At 58.2% G+C, this 17,274-nt stretch carries 14 protein-coding genes; 3 read left to right on the plus strand and 11 right to left on the minus strand.

Features of this window, described 5'->3' with window-relative positions:
- Positions 1-12 precede the first annotated feature (12 nt).
- The 8 genes from ACJO3M_RS16710 to ACJO3M_RS16745 all read right to left on the minus strand — a co-directional run bounded on the left by ACJO3M_RS16710 (position 13) and on the right by ACJO3M_RS16745 (position 10,492).
- Positions 13-399 (minus strand): putative zinc-binding protein, encoded by a 387-nt coding sequence (locus ACJO3M_RS16710; RefSeq protein WP_407002520.1) that lies wholly within the window; start codon positions 397-399, stop codon positions 13-15.
- A gap of 35 nt (positions 400-434) precedes the next feature.
- Positions 435-1,184: a Crp/Fnr family transcriptional regulator gene (locus ACJO3M_RS16715; RefSeq protein ID WP_407002521.1), complete on the minus strand. Its 750-nt coding sequence runs from the start codon at positions 1,182-1,184 to the stop codon at positions 435-437.
- Positions 1,185-1,503: 319 nt separating this feature from the next.
- Complete coding sequence (locus ACJO3M_RS16720) at positions 1,504-2,310, minus strand: peptidylprolyl isomerase (protein WP_407002522.1); 807 nt, start codon at positions 2,308-2,310, stop codon at positions 1,504-1,506.
- Between the two features lie 11 nt (positions 2,311-2,321).
- Positions 2,322-2,999 (minus strand): respiratory nitrate reductase subunit gamma, encoded by a 678-nt coding sequence (narI, locus tag ACJO3M_RS16725; RefSeq protein WP_407002523.1) that lies wholly within the window; start codon positions 2,997-2,999, stop codon positions 2,322-2,324.
- A gap of 20 nt (positions 3,000-3,019) precedes the next feature.
- On the minus strand, positions 3,020-3,760 hold the full coding sequence (narJ, locus tag ACJO3M_RS16730; protein ID WP_407002524.1) for a nitrate reductase molybdenum cofactor assembly chaperone: 741 nt from the start codon (positions 3,758-3,760) through the stop codon (positions 3,020-3,022).
- A 10-nt stretch (positions 3,761-3,770) separates the two neighbouring features.
- Entirely contained in the window at positions 3,771-5,345 is a 1,575-nt protein-coding gene (narH, locus tag ACJO3M_RS16735; protein WP_407002525.1) for a nitrate reductase subunit beta, read from the minus strand.
- A complete protein-coding gene (locus tag ACJO3M_RS16740) occupies positions 5,342-9,085 on the minus strand; it encodes a nitrate reductase subunit alpha (protein ID WP_407002526.1) in 3,744 nt (1,247 codons plus the stop codon). Before ACJO3M_RS16740 ends, narH begins: the two co-directional genes overlap by 4 nt.
- 141 nt (positions 9,086-9,226) lie before the next feature.
- Positions 9,227-10,492: an MFS transporter gene (locus ACJO3M_RS16745; RefSeq protein ID WP_407002527.1), complete on the minus strand. Its 1,266-nt coding sequence runs from the start codon at positions 10,490-10,492 to the stop codon at positions 9,227-9,229.
- A gap of 181 nt (positions 10,493-10,673) precedes the next feature.
- Between ACJO3M_RS16745 and ACJO3M_RS16750 the strand changes: the two genes are divergently transcribed.
- The 3 genes from ACJO3M_RS16750 to ubiT all read left to right on the plus strand — a co-directional run bounded on the left by ACJO3M_RS16750 (position 10,674) and on the right by ubiT (position 13,758).
- Positions 10,674-12,512: a histidine kinase gene (locus tag ACJO3M_RS16750; protein WP_407002528.1), complete on the plus strand. Its 1,839-nt coding sequence runs from the start codon at positions 10,674-10,676 to the stop codon at positions 12,510-12,512.
- 34 nt (positions 12,513-12,546) lie between these two features.
- Positions 12,547-13,206, plus strand: coding sequence for a two-component system response regulator NarL (gene narL / locus ACJO3M_RS16755; RefSeq protein ID WP_407002529.1), 660 nt, complete (start codon positions 12,547-12,549; stop codon positions 13,204-13,206).
- 69 nt (positions 13,207-13,275) lie between these two features.
- Positions 13,276-13,758 carry a ubiquinone anaerobic biosynthesis accessory factor UbiT gene (gene ubiT, locus ACJO3M_RS16760; RefSeq protein WP_407002530.1) on the plus strand — a complete coding sequence of 161 codons (483 nt, stop codon included), beginning with the start codon at positions 13,276-13,278 and terminating at the stop codon, positions 13,756-13,758.
- 3 nt (positions 13,759-13,761) lie between these two features.
- On the opposite strand, the gene ACJO3M_RS16765 is transcribed toward ubiT, so the two are convergent.
- From ACJO3M_RS16765 to hemN, 3 genes are all read right to left on the minus strand, one after another.
- Positions 13,762-14,655, minus strand: a complete 894-nt coding sequence (locus ACJO3M_RS16765) for a U32 family peptidase (protein ID WP_407002531.1) — start codon at positions 14,653-14,655, stop codon at positions 13,762-13,764.
- A gap of 12 nt (positions 14,656-14,667) precedes the next feature.
- Entirely contained in the window at positions 14,668-15,663 is a 996-nt protein-coding gene (gene ubiU / locus ACJO3M_RS16770) for a ubiquinone anaerobic biosynthesis protein UbiU (RefSeq protein ID WP_407002532.1), read from the minus strand.
- Positions 15,664-15,745: 82 nt separating this feature from the next.
- Positions 15,746-17,164: an oxygen-independent coproporphyrinogen III oxidase gene (gene hemN, locus ACJO3M_RS16775; RefSeq protein WP_407002533.1), complete on the minus strand. Its 1,419-nt coding sequence runs from the start codon at positions 17,162-17,164 to the stop codon at positions 15,746-15,748.
- Between the last annotated feature and the right edge of the window lie 110 nt (positions 17,165-17,274).

A 17,274-nucleotide genomic window follows, 5' to 3' on the forward strand; every position in this document is an offset into this window, starting at 1 on the left:
CTGAAAATAGGGTCAGTCCTGACCGTCAATGAGTCGAAGCTGGCGACGGCGCTGGAGAACCGTTTGGCAAACTTCGTCCACGGACTCATCGCCGTAGCTCTGTTCGTAGTGTTTTTTGAAGCCAAAGTCGTACAGGCGGACATGGTCATCCGGCACAACACCAACGTTTTCCAGGCACTCCCGTGCGCAGTGGAGCGGGCAACCATCAATCACCACAATCGGGCGCCCGGAACGTGCGGTTTTGACCAGCGCAGGGACTTTGCCCCCGACACCGGAAATACAGGACATCTCGAACTCACCCGCGTGGTCGAGCCTGACGGCGGCATTGTTGGCGAGCTGCGCGACGTCGGAACAACCGGAACAGGAATAGATCAGCGGTCGTTGCTTTCTGGTTTTCATGGTCCCTCCACCGATGGGCCGTGACACCCGGAAAACTACTGGCTGATCTGGACCAGCCGGCCGGGGTCTGAGATAAACAGGCGGCTGCGATTGACCCGTACCAGGCCATTCGACTTCAGGTCTGCCAGAATCCGGGAAAAGGTTTCCGGCTGCATGGCCAGACGGGACGCCACCAGGCATTTCGGTAACGGCAACTCCACTTCCCCGCCTTCATCGGCGCCATTCGGCAGCAGGTCTATCAGGTACCGGATCAGGCGATCCCGGGCGCTTTGTACTGTCATGATTTCGAGGTCGTGAAAGCGTGCCACAGCGCGCCTGGCATAATGGCGAAGTGCCGCCTGGGTGTATTCGGGCTTTCTCTCCAGCAGTTCCTGGTACGCCTTGACGGGGATCATCAGTACTTCACTGGATTTGAGCGCTTCGGCGTAACAGGCGTATTTTGCCGGGTCGGCGTAGATCATGACTTCCGCGAAGCAGTCGCCAGGGGCAATGCTTTCCAGTGTGCGATCTATGCCGGAGGCGTCCAGGCGATACAGGCGGAGCCGGCCGGAGATCACGAAGAAGAAGTGGTGGGCCGGCATGTCCTGGCGGTACAGCAGTTGATGATGGCCAAGGCGCAGGCGTCTGGACTGTTGCATCAGTGCGGTGAGGTCCGCATCGCTCAGTGATGAGAACAGTGCATGCTTGCGCATGGGCGCCAACCGGTCATCTTCGTCAAAAGCTTTGTTCACCGCGACCAGAACCGGTTTGCTGTATCGTGTTTCGGCGGATTGTAATAGTGCCATGATGTTTGCCTCTGCATTAATAATGCATTTCATATCTGGCTTTTATGGTAGTGGGGCGAGAGGGGGAAATCGCTCCCCCGTTGTGGGTAGTTGGTGGGTTCTTTCTGAGTAATTGATTTACCTCAAAGAAGAGGTTGGCTGGTCATTTGTTCCTTTACATGGGAGCACAGGCCTACGGGTGGGACCACTTCCCAAAACACGCTCCTTGCGGCACATCCATGTGGCGCTTGGGCTCCGCCATCCATGGCTCCGCACAGTTTTGGAAAGTGGTCCCACCCGCAGGCCTCCGTACATTGGAGTTAATCTCGGGGTACTCCCCTTATTGCATCAAGGGTGAATCAGGAATTTCTAGATCCACACCCTCCACACCGGTTTCCGCAGCCAGAACCTGCAGGTATTGACGGAACGCACGTCGGGTGACGCTTTCGCTCAGGTATTGTCGTATCTGCGGCTTCACGTGTTCGTAGGGCAATTGTTCGCCGTCTATTCGCTGGTCCACGCGGACGATGTGCCAGCCGTAGCGGCTTTCGATCAGTTCCGGGTTGAGGCCTTCCTGGAGGGACAGAACGGGGCGTTCGAACTCTTCCACGGTCTGGCCTTTGCTGATCTGGCCGAGGCTGCCGCCCTGGTGGCGGGATTCGCAGGCGGAGTATTGTTTGGCCAGTTCGGCGAACTGGGCGCGGCCGTCGAGCAGGGAAGACAGGAGCTGCCGGCCGGCTTCTTCCTGGCGGATGCGTTCCTGGACGTCGTCCGGGGCAGCGGCCAGGAGGATGTGGCTCACCGCCAATAGAGTCGGGCTGCGGAAGCGGCCGGGGTTGGCGGCGTAGAAGCGTTCACAGTCCTGCTCGGTGGGTTCGGGGACGTCAAGTTCCTGTTCCAGTACGCGGGCAATGCGGTCTTCTTCGTCGGCGATGTCGTCCAGTTGCAGGCGGCTGGCCTGTTGCAGGAGGAGCTCGCGGATGACGAGGCTTTTGGCCGCCTCGTGCCAGGCTTCGGCGACTTCTTCAGCCGGGTGGTGCTGCATTTCCCGGGCGATGTCGTCTTCGCCGATGAGGGTGTCACCCACGTAGACCGGCGGGAACTGGTTTCTGGGTTTTTCGGCTTCACCTATTGGTATAAGTTGCATGATGTTTCTCCTCACGCGCGCTTGCGCACCACCTGATACTTCCGCCCGAAATACTCCACCGGCACGCTCAACATGTGCACCAACCGGGTGAACGGGAACAGCACGAAGATGGTCAGGCCCAGGAAGATGTGGGTCTTGTAGATCCAGTGCACGTCGGCGATGTAGTCCGCCACGCCGCCCTGCAGGGTGAAGATCCCCTGGGCCCAGGCAGAGAATTTGAGCATGGTGCCGCCATCCAGGTGCCCCATGGTTGGCAGTATGGTTGCCAGCCCGAGGGCCAGTTGAATCACCAGGATTACGATGATCATGTTGTCGGCAAAACTGCTGCTGGCCCGCACGCGGGGGTCGGTCAGCCGGCGCCAGGCCAGCATACCGCCGCCGATAATCGCCATCACTCCGGCAATACCGCCCACCACGATCGCCATGACCTGTTTTGTTCCCGGTGTCATGAATGGCTCGTAGAGCGCGTGTGGCGTCAGCAGGCCAACCAGATGGCCGAAGAAGATCACCAGTACGCCCACATGAAACAGTACGCTGGCCATTACCATATTCTTCTTGCGCAGCATCTGGCTCGAATGCGCTTTCCAGGTGAACTGACCCTGGTCGTAGCGCGCCCAGGTACCAATCACCATGATGACGATGGCAACGTAGGGGTAGATTCCGAATAACAGTGTGTTCAGATAAGACATTGTCGTTTCCTCCCGCGCCCTCAGGCGCCTCCTGCCTGACGGGGCGTTGCATCCGTTATCAGCTGGTCGCTCAGGTGAATGGTCTGGGTCTGTTCCAGTTCGCGGCGGCGCTGGCCAACAACGCCTCCGGTACTGCAGGAGCTTCCCTGATCGTCCACAAACTTCACCATTTCCTCTTCCCAGACTTTATCCAGGGCTTCCGGGGTGTCGTCGCGTTCTTCGGAGGCCACGAGTTGCGCCAGCTCCCGGCGGTCGGTTTGCCGACCGGACAATTCCAGTAATGAGTCCATCACTACGTGATAGAGACTCTCGCGCTGATAGAGTCGTTCACCCAGCAAACCCAGAATGTGGTGGATGTCTTCCAGCCAGTTTCTGATTTCATCCCATGGCCTGGTAGAGAGATACTCCAGGAACAGTGGCAGGTAATCCGGCAGTTCCCTCGCATCAATTTCCAGACCGTTGGTGCGGTATTGCTCCATCAGATCCACCATGGCCTGGCCGCGGTCCCGGGATTCGCCATGTACATGCTCGAACAACAACAGCGATGTCGCCCTTCCCCTGTCGAAAGTCCCCACGTAGTTTTCCTGCATGTCCAGCAGGTCGTCGTCACACACCAACTCGATGCATCGGAGCAGCTGTGCTTTGTTCTTTCTCGGCAGCCGGTTGTCCTCCAGGACAGCAGCCACCAGGGCATCCCTGGATTTCTGCAGTTCGGCGGTAGGGTATTCCAGCAGCCTTGCCATAACTTTCAGTAGTTGCATGATGGCCTCCTTATTCCTGTAGCTGTCTGGGATCTACCTGCTTCACGGTAGACAGTTTCTGGACCATGCTGGTGGTCTGTTTGCGACCGCCGAACATGTTGAATTCGCTATCGCCGTTGCAGCCGTCACCGAAGCTGAAGCCACAACCATTGCGCTCGCCGTAGGCGGTGGCGTCCGGGAACGCTTCCTTCGCCAGTTCACGATGGCTGGTGGGGATCACGAAGCGGTCTTCGTAGTTGGCAATGGCCAGGTAGCGGTACATTTCGTCCGCCTGGGCCTTGGTCAGCCCGGCTTCCTGCAGTGCCCGCAGGTCTTCCTTGCCTTCCACGGTTTCCGCGCGCTTGTACAGGCGCATGGCCATGATCCGCTTGAGGGCCCGTACAATCGGCTTCTCGTCACCGGCGGTGAGCAGGTTGGCCAGATATTTGACCGGAATCCGCAGGCTCTCGATCTTGGGCAGTATGCCGTCGAACTCGACCTTGCCGGCTTCCGCCGCGGACTGGATCGGGCTCAGGGGCGGCACGTACCAGACCATGGGCAGGGTGCGGTATTCCGGGTGCAGTGGCAGGGCCAGTTTCCAGTCCACCGCCATCTTGTAGACCGGGCTTTGCTGGGCGGCTTCGATGACGTTCATCGGAATGCCGTCTTTCTTCGCCTGCTCGATCACGTTCGGATCGTTCGGATCCAGGAAGATTTCCAGCTGCTTCTCGTACAGTTCATGCTCGCCCGGAGCGCTGGCCACTTCCTCGATGCGGTCCGCGTCGTACAGCAGTACACCCAGGTAGCGGATACGGCCGACACAGGTCTCAGAGCAGACGGTGGGCAGGCCGGCTTCAATGCGCGGGTAACAGAAAATGCACTTTTCGGACTTGCCGGTTTTCCAGTTGAAGTAGATCTTCTTGTACGGGCAGCCGGAGACACACATCCGCCAGCCACGGCACTTGTCCTGGTCGATCAGAACAATGCCGTCCTCTTCCCGCTTGTAGATGGCGCCGCTGGGGCAGCTGGCCACACACGTGGGATTCAGGCAGTGCTCGCACAGACGCGGCAGGTACATCATGAAGGTGTTTTCGAACTGGCCATAGATGTCCGCCTGGACCTGATCGAAGTTCTTGTCCTTGCGGCGCTTGGCAAATTCGGTGCCCAGGATTTCTTCCCAGTTGGGACCCCATTCGATTTTCTGCATGCGTTGGCCGGAGATCAGTGAGCGTGGCCGGGCAACTGGTTGATGCTTGCTGTCACCTGCGGTGTGCAAATGCTGGTAGTCGAAATCAAACGGCTCGTAATAGTCGTCAATTTCCGGCAGGTCCGGGTTGGCGAAGATGTTCGCCAATACCCGGAAGCGGCCACCGATTTTCGGGCGGATCTTGCCAGAGCTGTCACGCATCCAGCCGCCTTTCCACTTGTCCTGGTTCTCCCACTCTTTCGGGTAGCCGATACCGGGCTTGGTTTCGACGTTGTTGAACCAGGCGTATTCCATGCCTTCACGGCTGGTCCATACGTTTTTGCAGGTTACTGAACAGGTGTGGCAACCGATGCACTTGTCCAGGTTCAGTACCATGCCGACTTGGGAACGGATTTTCATTTTACAGCCTCCTGAACAGTGTCATTGCCTTCACCGTCGAGCCAGTCGACGTTGTGCATCTTGCGCACCACCACGAACTCATCGCGGTTGGAGCCTACGGTGCCGTAGTAGTTGAACCCGTAGGAATACTGGGCGTAACCGCCGATCATATGGGTCGGCTTCGGGCACACCCGGGTGACCGAGTTGTGAATACCGCCCCGGGTACCGGTGATCTCGGAGCCTGGAATATTCACGATGCGCTCCTGTGCGTGATACATCATCACCATCCCCGGCATGACCCGCTGGCTGACCACCGCCCGCGCCGCAATGGCGCCGTTGGCGTTGAACAGTTCGATCCAGTCGTTGTCTTCGATCTGCATTTCTTTGGCGTCGTCCTCGCTCAGCCAGACAATCGGGCCACCGCGGGACAGGGTCAGCATCAGCAGGTTGTCGCTGTAGGTGCTGTGGATGCCCCACTTCTGGTGCGGCGTGATCCAGTTCAGCGCTTTCTCCGGGTTACCGTTGCTGCGCTGGTTCAGCATGCTGCTGACTGTCTTGGTGTTAATGGGCGGACGATAGACCAGCAGGCTTTCACCGAAGGCGCGCATCCACTCATGGTCCTGGTAGAACTGCTGACGACCGGTCAGGGTGCGCCACGGAATCAGCTCGTGGACGTTGGTGTAGCCGGCGTTGTAGGACACGTGCTCGTCTTCCAGACCTGACCATGTGGGGCTGGAGATGATCTTGCGCGGCTGAGCCACGATGTCCCGGAAGCGGATTTTTTCCTCTTCCTTGTTCTTCGCCAGGTGGGTGTGGTCCAGTCCGGTAAACTCGGACAGGGCAGCCCAGGCCTTCACCGCCACCTGGCCATTGGTTTCCGGCGCAAGCGTCAGGATCACTTCCGCCGCATCAATGGCGCTTTCAATCTTCGGACGACCGGCGTTGGCACCGTCTATATGTTTGTAGTTCAGCTCACCGAGGAACTTCACTTCCTTCTCGGTATTCCAGTTGATGCCCTTGCCGCCGTTACCCAGCTTGTCCATCAGCGGCCCAAGGGAGGTAAAGCGTGCATAGGTGTTCGGGTAGTCCCGCTCCACGGTGATGAAGTTGGGCGCGGTCTTGCCCGGGATCAGGTCGCACTCACCGCGCTTCCAGTCCTTCACATCGAAGGCCTGGCCAAGCTCCGCCGGTGCGTCGTGCAGCAGCGGCAGGGTGACCACATCTTTCTCGACACCCAGGTGACCTTCGGTGGCTTTCGAGAAGGCCTTGGCAATGCCTTTGTAGATCTCCCAGTCACTACGAGCTTCCCAGGCCGGGTCCGTGGCTGCGGTCAGCGGATGGATGAACGGGTGCATGTCAGACGTGTTCAGGTCGTTCTTCTCGTACCAGGTAGCGGTCGGCAGGACGATATCCGAATACAGACAGGTGGTGGACATGCGAAAGTCCAGGGTCACCAGCAGGTCGAGCTTGCCTTCCGGCGCCTCGTCGTGCCATTTCACCTCTTCCGGCTTGGCGCCGCCTTCAACACCCAGGTCTTTGCCCTGCAGGCCACTCTTTGTGCCCAGCAGATACTTGAGCATGTACTCGTGGCCCTTACCGGAGGAGCCCAGCAGGTTGGAGCGCCACACAAACAAGTTGCGCGGGCAGTTCTGCTTCGCTTCAGGATCTTCGCTGGCGAAGGCCAGTGAGCCGTCCTTCATGGATTGTGCGACGTAATCGGCCACTTCCATGCCGGCTTTCTCAGCTTCCGCAGCAATACCCAGCGGATTGCGGTTAAGCTGCGGCGCGGAGGGCAGCCAGCCCATACGCTCGGCGCGGACGTTGTAGTCGATGAGGCTGCCGCCGAATTTGGACTTGTCCGCCAGCGGCGACAGGATCTCGTCCACACCCAGTTTCTCGTAGCGCCACTGGCCGGAGTGGGCATAGAAGAAGGAGGTGGAATTCATGTGGCGCGGTGGGCGCTGCCAGTCCAGGCCGAAGGCTAGTGGCTGCCAGCCGGTCTGCGGGCGCAGTTTTTCCTGGCCAACGTAGTGGGCCCAGCCACCACCGCTCTGGCCGATACAGCCACACAAGATCAGCATGTTGATCAGACCACGGTAGTTCATGTCCATGTGGTACCAGTGGTTCATACCGGCACCGACGATGACCATGGAACGGCCCTTGGTCTTGTCCGCGTTGTCGGCGAACTCGCGGGCAATGCGAATCACTTTGTCAGCAGGCACACCGGTGATCTTTTCCTGCCAGGCGGGGGTGTAAGGCTTCACCTCATCATAGGAAGTGGCACCATCGTCATCGCCCAGGCCACGACTGATGCCGTAGTTGGCCACCATCAAATCGAATACCGTAACCACGCGGCCTTCGCTGCCGTCAGCCAGCTGCACTTTGCGGCTGCCCAGCTTGTGGGTCAGGGTGTCGGAGACTTCCACGTGGTTGTAGTGATCGTGCTCGATACCACCGAAGTAAGGAAAGGCGACGTCCACAACGTCATCGTGCTTCTCGACCATGGACAGCTGCAGCTCTACATCCTGGGTGCTGGCAGTCTGCTTGAGATTCCACTTGCCCTTCTCACCCCAGCGGTAACCGATAGAGCCATTGGGGGCGGTCAGCTGGTTGGTTTTCTCGTCGATGGCGATGGTTTTCCACTCGGGGTTGTTCTCTTCCCCCAGGCCATCCACCAGGTCACTGGCACGCAGGAAGCGGCCCGGCACGTAGCGACCGTCCTCACGTTGCTCCAGCATCACCAGGTACGGCATGTCGGTGTAGCGGCGCACGTAATCGGTGAAGTACTCACTGGGCTTGTCGACGTGGAACTCTTTGAGAATCACGTGGCCCATGGCCATGCCCAGAGCCGCATCGGTGCCCTGCTTGGGGTTCATCCACTCGTCGGACAGCTTGGACACTTCCGCGTAGTCCGGAGTGATAGCAACCGTCTTGGTGCCCTTGTAACGCACTTCGGTAAAGAAGTGGGCGTCCGGGGTACGGGTCTGGGGTACGTTGGAGCCCCAGGCGATGATGTAGCCGGAGTTGTACCAGTCCGCGGACTCGGGAACGTCGGTCTGCTCACCCCAGGTTTGCGGGGAAGCCGGCGGCAGGTCGCAGTACCAGTCGTAGAAACTCATGCACACGCCACCGATCATGGACAGGTAGCGGCTGCCGGCGGCGTAGGACACCATGGACATGGCCGGAATCGGAGAGAAGCCGATGATGCGGTCCGGGCCATACTGTTTGGCGGTGTAGACGTTGGAGGCTGCGATCAGCTCGTTGACTTCGTCCCAGCTGGAGCGCACGAAGCCGCCCATGCCACGACGGGGCTTGTATTCGGCGGTTTTCTTCGGGTCCTCCACGATGGAAGCCCAGGCATCCACCGGATCCTTGTGTTCAACTTTTGCAGCGCGCCAGAGCTTCATCAGATGCTTTCGCATCAGCGGGTATTTCAGGCGGTTGGCGCTGTACATGTACCAGGAGTAGCTGGCACCACGGGGGCAGCCGCGGGGCTCGTGGTTGGGCAGATCCGGACGGGTACGGGGGTAGTCGGTCTGCTGTGTTTCCCAGGTGACCAGGCCATTCTTGACGTAGATTTTCCAGCTGCAGGAGCCGGTGCAGTTTACACCGTGGGTGGAACGCACGATCTTGTCGTGCTGCCAGCGCTGGCGATAGCTGTCTTCCCACTCGCGACTGACATCGTGGGTTTCGCCGTGGCCGTTGGCGAACGGCTCGCGCTTCTTCCTGAAGTAATTCAGTTTGTCGATCAAATGACTCATGGTCTCTCTCTCCATCTGCCCGTCTGCCGGATCACTGTTCTGATGCGGCTCCGATTTGAGACCATTGTGTGGGAGAAAAACCCTGAAATCTGCGTGGTTACTACCTCATAACCCGGGTCTACCACCCCCGGGGTATAACGCCTATACACCAGTGTGGAGTAGCGCCTGGCGTTCACTGCGCCGCTGACCGCGGGCAAACAGAAACAGACAGCCCGCGAACAACGGAAACAGGATCATGAAAACAGCACTGCGAACCCCGAGCCACTGGTTGACCGCGCCGAACAGCAACGGCAAAAGGAATGCCACCGAGCAGGCAATCACCAGCAGCAAGCCAGCAGCAAAAGCCGCACCGTCACGATTTTCCGCCACCAACATGCGCTGAATGCCTCCCATGGCACATCCCAGGGCAATGCCCAGTAACACCACAAAGATGCGTTCGAGTACCAACGGCAGCACAAACTCAACCTCGATGGTCTTTTCTACCCCCTGAACAAGGAGTGTCATCGGCGGGTAAGACAGCACGAACAGAGCAATCAGGCAGAAACCCAGCGCGCGGACCATGACCCTCCCGGTGCCGAATCTGTCCGACAGTCCGCCACCCGCTATCTGAGCCAGGGCTCCGGGAATCACAAACCACTGGGCCAGACTCGCTCCATCCCTGGTGGTCAGTTCAAAACGGGACGTCAGATAGTCGGGCAACCACAATGCAAGAGCAAAAAAGCTCCCGGCTACCAGACCAAAATACAGACACAACTGCCACATCCGTATTGAGCGCAATCTGTCCACCAACGGCGTGGAAGGGTCATTCGAGCCCGGGCGGCCGGCGTCCCCTTCGTCGGTCAGCAGGACCATCAGCACGAGAACGAGTAGAAGTACCGTCAGGTAAGCCAGCGGGACACCCTGCCAGGAAAATGCACGGTGTAATAACGGGATAAGGTAATAACTCAGGCCCGCCCCCGTCACTCCTGCGCCAAACACCCCCAGGGCAAGCCCCAAATGCCGGTCTGAAGAATGGCTGGCCACGAACTGAAGACCGGCACTGTAAAAACCCGCCGCCAGCCCAAGTCCGGAAGAAGCCACCAGATAGCCCCAGAATGTCTCTGCATTGAGGACCAACACCATGCATGCTGCCAACCCCGCCAGACAGGCAATCATGACCCGCCTGGCCCCCAGGTACTGGGCGGCCAGGCCCGCGGGAACCGCCAGCATCGCCCCCGTGGCCATGGGCATAGCCAGCAACAGGCTGAACTGTACACCGCTCAATGCCATGGTCTCACGCAGATGCACGCCGGCTACGGCAAACAATGTCCAGCATCCGGCCGCCACCACAAAGCCGGTTACGGCGAGCGGCAGCACCACCAATAGCGAAGTGAGGTTGTCATCATCCTGGTCACGGTTGAAATCCATGGCACTGCCCATCATAAGCCGGCGGGAAACCTGACTTTCAGTTTCATGTTTTGATGTCTTCGGGGTCAAAGACTATGATGGGTTATCACCTATCGGGGTAACTCACTATCTTCAAATAGGTATACTCCAGCGGCATGCTGGGTCAAAATCACGATCCACCAGAGCCCCACTGAGCGGCCACATGAATTCAAAAGTTCCCCTTATTAACAGAATCACCATTACCGTCGGCGCCATTGTGCTCACTGCAGTTATCGGCATGGTGATGACCCTGGGCGTGGCCCGGAGCATTGAGGGGAACGCCACGGCCATCAACCTTGCCGGCTCGTTGCGTATGGGGGCCTTTGAACTGCTGACCACGGCCTCCACCGGCAACGAAACCCGGTCAGATCTATCGTCTCGGATCGAGCAGTATGAAAAACGCCTTTCCAATGAAGGTTTCAGGCATGCTATTCCGACCGAGGAGAGTCATCCGCTCGCACGCCGCTACCAGGACATGCTGGACGCGTGGCACAGACAACTCAGACCGGCAATAGAATCCGGAGAGGACCCCGGGGCAAGGCTGACAACCACCCGGGACTATGTGTCCATCGTCAACGACCTGGTAGCGATGCTGGAAAACCGGACGGAAGCCCGAGTCGAACTCTTGCGCCTGATCCAGATATTCAGCCTTGTGTTCTCAGTACTGATCGTCGCCGCCCTGTTTCTGGACCTGAAAAATCGCGTCCTGCGACCGCTACGCAAACTCGTTGGTATCGCTGTCGCAGTGGGTGAGAAAGATTTCTCGCGCAAGGCCAATCTCAGCGGCACTGACGAGCTCTCACAGCTGGGCAATGCGTTCGACCAGATGACCAGCCAACTTGCACTGAGCTATTCCGAACTGGAGGAAGAAGCCAGGGAGAAAACCCGGGAACTGGAAATCAGCCATTCGGCCCTGGAACTGCTCCACTCGGCCAGCCGCTCCCTGTTCGCCAACCATGACCTTTGCAGCGGCGCTATACCGATGCTTCAGGAACTGGAGCAACTTCTGGGCATTGGCCCTATCCGGCTGTTCCTTCATGACAAGCATTCCAGCGAACCGGTGGAGGCGATTACCACGTCCACCAACGAACGCCCGTTTTATTGCCGGGATCACCACTGCAATGCCTGCCTGGTAACCCCCGAGGAATATGACGACCTCCCCGGTGAAGACAATGATGGGCGACGTCTGCTGCTACCGATTCGCACACCAAACCTGCTGCTGGGAACCCTGGAAGTATGGTATCCCGCAGACAAGGGGCTGCCGGATACCGCGCGCCGGCTGCTTGAAACCCTCAGTGATCAACTCGCAACCGCCATATTCCTTGAACGTCAGATCACCGAAGAACAGCAATTAACCCTGGCGGAGGAGAGAGCGGTCATCGCCCGGGAGCTTCACGATTCGCTGGCGCAGTCCCTGTCTTACCTGAAGATGCAGGTGGCCAGATTACGACGCCTGAACATTACCGGCGAATACCAGACAGCTCACAACCTTATTCTCGAAGAGCTCAGTACCGGGTTGAACAGCGCCTACCGGCAACTCCGGGAGCTCTTGACCACTTTCCGTCTGAAGCTGGACACCCCTGACCTGGCATCCGCCCTACGGCAAACCATTGATGAATTTTCTGAACGGCTGGGTTACCAGGTAAAACTTGAGTACAACCTGCCACTCCAGACCCTGTCGCCAAATGAGGAAATTCACACGCTCCAGATCGTTCGGGAGGGGCTGGCCAATGCCGTCAAGCATGCCGAGGCCACCGAAATCGCCGTTCAGGTACTGTTCGAATCACCGCGCGTGCGGATCAGGATACTGGATAATGGCAAGGGGCTGCCCGGAGGTGACCAACCGCTGCAACACTACGGCCTTATTATCATGCAGGACCGCGCCCGCACACTCGGAGGCAAGGTCGGCATTCACAACAGGGAAAACGCCGGCGTGGAAGTGTCGCTGACGTTCGTACCTAAAAGCCGCCACCTGATTACTTCAGAGGTATCCAATGGCTGATACCCTGACCCATGACAAAGACAGAGGAGGATCCATGTCAGAAACCCCCGCGAGCATCCTGCTGATTGATGACCACCCGCTACTTCGACAGGGCATCAAACAGTTGATCGAAATGGAAGACGATATGCAGGTGGTCGGCGAGGCAAGCAATGCCACTGATGGCATCCGCATAGCAACGGAACTCGAACCGGACCTGATCCTGATGGATCTGAACATGCCGGAAGTCAATGGCATTGAAGCACTCAAGACGCTACGGGAGGAGAGCATCAGCTCCCGCATTGTGATGTTCACCGTCTCCGACCACGAAGACGACGTGGTGGCCGCCCTGAGAGCCGGTGCCGATGGCTATCTGCTCAAGGATATGGAACCGGAAGACATGATCCAGCAACTGCACCAGGCAGCTGTCGGCAAACTGGTGATCAGTGACCGCCTCACCACACTCCTGGCAGAAGCCCTGCGCTCACAGAAGCCCCAGCAGTCCTCCCGCCCGGACTTCGACAGCCTGACCCCACGGGAAAAAGACATCCTGCGCCTGATTGCCGAGGGACTGTCCAACAAGATGATTGGCCGCAAGCTGGATATCAGCGATGGCACCGTGAAAGTTCACGTGAAGCATCTGCTGAAAAAGCTGAACTTACGCTCTCGGGTGGAAGTGGCGGTATGGGCGGTGGAAGAAGGCCTTCACAAGGGCTGAGTAATATCAAATCGTTGCCATCGACTTTGCTTTACTCTGGACGGGTCTCTGACTGACCGGAGTTAAGTCATGGTATTTTCAAAACACACAATTGCCCCTTTCAACAGCGCCCTGTTCCAGCAATCCCTCACAGTCCTGGGGGAATACCTGCCTTCACCGGGGCCAACGCTGGGCGCTATTGATCGAAGGATCCCTTTGCCCGTCAAACAGCTGGTTGCTGAAGCACCACTGAACCGCCTGTTTGCCGCCGCAATCGCCGACGGTGAATTTGACGATTTCGAGGGCCGCCGTATCCGGCTGGAAATTAATGGTGGACAACCAGGCGTCACTATCGGCTTCTGGGCCGGTCGACTGCGCATTATAGATGGCCTGGGTGAAGCGACGATTCGCGGCTCCCTACCTGCCTTTAAAACGCTTGCTGAACGCCGGCTGGATCCAGACCAACTGTTCTTCCAGCGTCGCCTGGTTATTGAAGGCGACACGGAGCTGGGGCTCGGGCTGAAGAACCTGCTCGACAGCCTGGAATGGGATTTCCGGTCTATTTTCAGATAAACACTAACGCACGACCAACTCCATACCCGGACGACCGTACCAGTATCCATTACATGGAGGCGCTTCCACCAAAGCCAATGGATCCTGCTCTGGCACCTCACCACGGCGAACCCTGTCAAACCGGCGGACGACTGTCTCCATGCCCTGGTGTTCCGGGCTCAGACGCACCATAGACACCCCCATGTCATCCATATCCGGCAGCTCCCGCATCAGGTCATAACGGGAACCAGACAAGGTTGATATCCCATTCAGGCGAAACAGTTCCTGTGATTCCCTTGAGCGCAATTCCATGCCGTCCGGGTGCTGCAGACAGCGGAACTCGCAGTTGTCCTTCGGCAGGTTGTAATGGCGCGCAGTAAAGCAACGGGAGGACCAGGCCAGGGGCAGGAAGCCCCAGGCGAACACTTCCGCGGGCAAGTCCAGGCCTTCTTCTTTCAAGCCTTTGATAAGCTCATCCAGGGTTTCCTTCCCCAGCTCCACCGGCAGGTTCCAGCCCTTCAGACCCTGCTTTGCCAGTACCTTGAGCGTGGCCACATTGTATGTGTTCATGGACGGGCCGGTAACAAATGGAATCCCGTTGCGAATAGCTACCTGCATGGCGCTCTGGTCATTAGCTTCCACCATGAACTCGTTCTGATCGCAAATTCTTCGCAAGCGACGAAGGTCGGCCTCGGACTCAATCAGAGTTTGGGTAGAAAGCACTATCTCTTTACCACAGGCTTTCAGATCGCGGGCCAGATCGAACCAGTCATCGGGTTTCAGTTCCCGCCGGCGTGAGCACACGGCTTCGCCGAGGTAGATAGTGTCTACCGGCCACTCGGCGGCCTTGCCGTAGAAATCAAAAACCGTCTGTTTGGACCAGAACCACAGAATCGGCCCGAGTGAGAGTTTCATCATACCGAGTAAACCTTATTTCCACTTACGGTGGTAGGCGCCCAGGGTGGTCAGGCCGCCTTCGGAGAGGCTGGAGAGTGTGTTCCTCCAGCTGGATTCGACCGTGAAGTCATCCGGAGCTACGTCCAAGTGATCCAGAGCCTGTCGCCAGGTGCGCGCCACATCCGCGATGTAGGCGGGACTGCGCTGACGGCCCTCAATTTTCACGGCACTGATACCCAGCGACTTCAGCTCCGGCAGCAGGTCCATCGTGTTCAGACTGACCGGTTCCTCAATAGCGTGATACACATTGCCCTCGACCTCAAAACGGCCCTTGCACAGGGTCGGGTAGCCAGCGGATTCGCCGTCGCCATAGCGGTCAATCAACACATCGTTCAGGCGCGATTCCAGCCCCTGGGCCGTTTCCTGCCAGCGCACAGCTTTGGCCGGCGAGCAGGCGCCACGGGTATTCGGAGATTCGTCCGTAAGGTAGGAGGAAAGATAGCAGCGCCCCTCCGCCATAATGCACAGACTGCCAAAGGCGAAGACTTCCAGCTCAACCGGGCTGTGTTTTGCAACACCCCGCACCTGATCCAGCGAAAGCACCCGGGGCAACACGGCACGGCGGATATCGAAGTTGTCCTTGTAGAAAGACAGAGCCTCGTGACTGGTGGCAGAGCCTTGTACGGACAGGTGACGGGGGATATGCGGGTACTTGTTGGCGGCGTAATCCAGCAGCCCCATATCGGCCAGGATGATGGCATCCACACCCAAGGCAGCGGCCCGGTCCACTGCCGCTTTCCAATGTTCCCAACCATCCGGTTGCGGATAGGTGTTGATGGCACAAAATACCCGGCTGCCTTTGGAGTGGGCATACCCGATGCCTTCGGCGGCACGTTTGTCGTTGAAATTCAGTCCTGCAAACTGCCGGGCGTTGGTGCTGTCACGGAAACCGAAATACACCGCATCGGCGCCGTTATCCACGGCAATTTTCAGGGCCGGCAAGCTACCGGCCGGGCAGACGAGCTCCATAAACATCTCCGCTGAACAGGTGGAGATAACGTTATCGGCAAATCATGCTCAATGCCTTGATCATTATCAGCGGATCAGCCTGTCAGATAATGCGCGAGAACCTCTGACTCGCTCCCGCTTTGCGATACAGGTCAAAGATCTGGCAGATAGCGCGGATCAATAGCCGGCCGGCGGGCTGAACCTGCAGCGTTTGACCGTCGTCCGCAATCAACTCGTCACGAATCATCGGGGTCAGTCGGTGCAGTTCATCAGCAAAGTAACGGTCGAGATTTTCACCCCAAATATCTGAAAACTGTTGCCGATCCAGACGGAACTGACAGATAAGCTGACCGATCACCCAGCGGCGAATGCGATCGTCCCGGGTCAGGTTCACGCCTTTGGTAATGGCAAGCTGGCCGGCATCGATAGCCGCTTCCCAGGACGGCAGGTCGTGATTGTTCTGGAAGTAGGCATCATTGGTCTGGCCGATGGCGGATACGCCCAGAGACACCAGGTCGCAATCGGAATGGGTGGTGTAACCCTGAAAGTTCCGGTGCAGTCGCCCCTGTCTCTGGGCCACTGCCAGACTGTCGTCAGGCTTGGCGAAATGGTCCATGCCGATGTATTCGTAACCTGCCTCCAGCAACCGGTTGATGGTGTTGTGCAGGATAGTCAGCTTCTGCTGGGGCGTAGGCAGGGTATCGGCCACAATCCGGGTCTGTGGGTAGAACCGGTCCGGCAGGTGGGCGTAGCTGAACACCGAGAGCCGGTCCGGTGACATCTCGATGACTGCCTCCAGGGTTTCCGCAAAACTCTCCGGTGTCTGGTGTGGCAAGCCGTAGATCAGGTCCAGGTTGATGGAGCGGAAACCGAGTCGGCGGGCCTCGTTCAGCACGGCCTCGGTCATGTCACGGGGCTGGATGCGGTTCACCGCCTTCTGCACCTGGGGATTCACATCCTGCACCCCCAGGCTGATACGGTTGAAGCCCAACTGCCACAAGGTGGAAAGGGTGTCCTGGTCTACTTCGCGCGGATCGATCTCCACGCTGTAGTCACGATCTTCATTGGTCTGCAGGTTGAACAGTTCACCATAACCCGCCATCAAATGCGCCATGACATCGTTCGGCAGGAAGGTGGGCGTGCCGCCGCCCCAGTGCAATTGCTTGACCGGTCGGTCCGCGCCGAAAAGCCGGGACTGTATCGCGGCTTCCTTCAGCAATCTTTCCACGTACGGAATGGCCTTGTGGCGCTGTTTGGTGATCACTTTGTTGCAGGCGCAGTAGTAACAAAGGTGGGCGCAGAAAGGCAGATGGGTATAGAGGGATAACGGCCGACCGCTGGCCTTGCTGCGGGCAGCGGCCTCCACCATGTCTGTTATCGGGTAGTTCTGGTTGAATTCCACGGCCGTCGGATAGGAGGTATAGCGCGGACCGCTCAGGTCATAACGACTGATCAGCGCGTCATCCCAGATAAATTCCGGGAGGGTGGATTCATTGGATGCAAATGCGGGCGTGGAAATCATAGCAGGAACTCTGAACGTCGAAATGGGGGCAAGCCGGAAAGTCGCCATTTTATGGCAACCTGGGCGACGACCACTTGATGTGGGTCAGCTTACCGATACGATGATTTTAT

The sequence above is a fragment of the Marinobacter alkalisoli genome (genome assembly GCF_045449795.1).
Taxonomy (GTDB): domain Bacteria; phylum Pseudomonadota; class Gammaproteobacteria; order Pseudomonadales; family Oleiphilaceae; genus Marinobacter.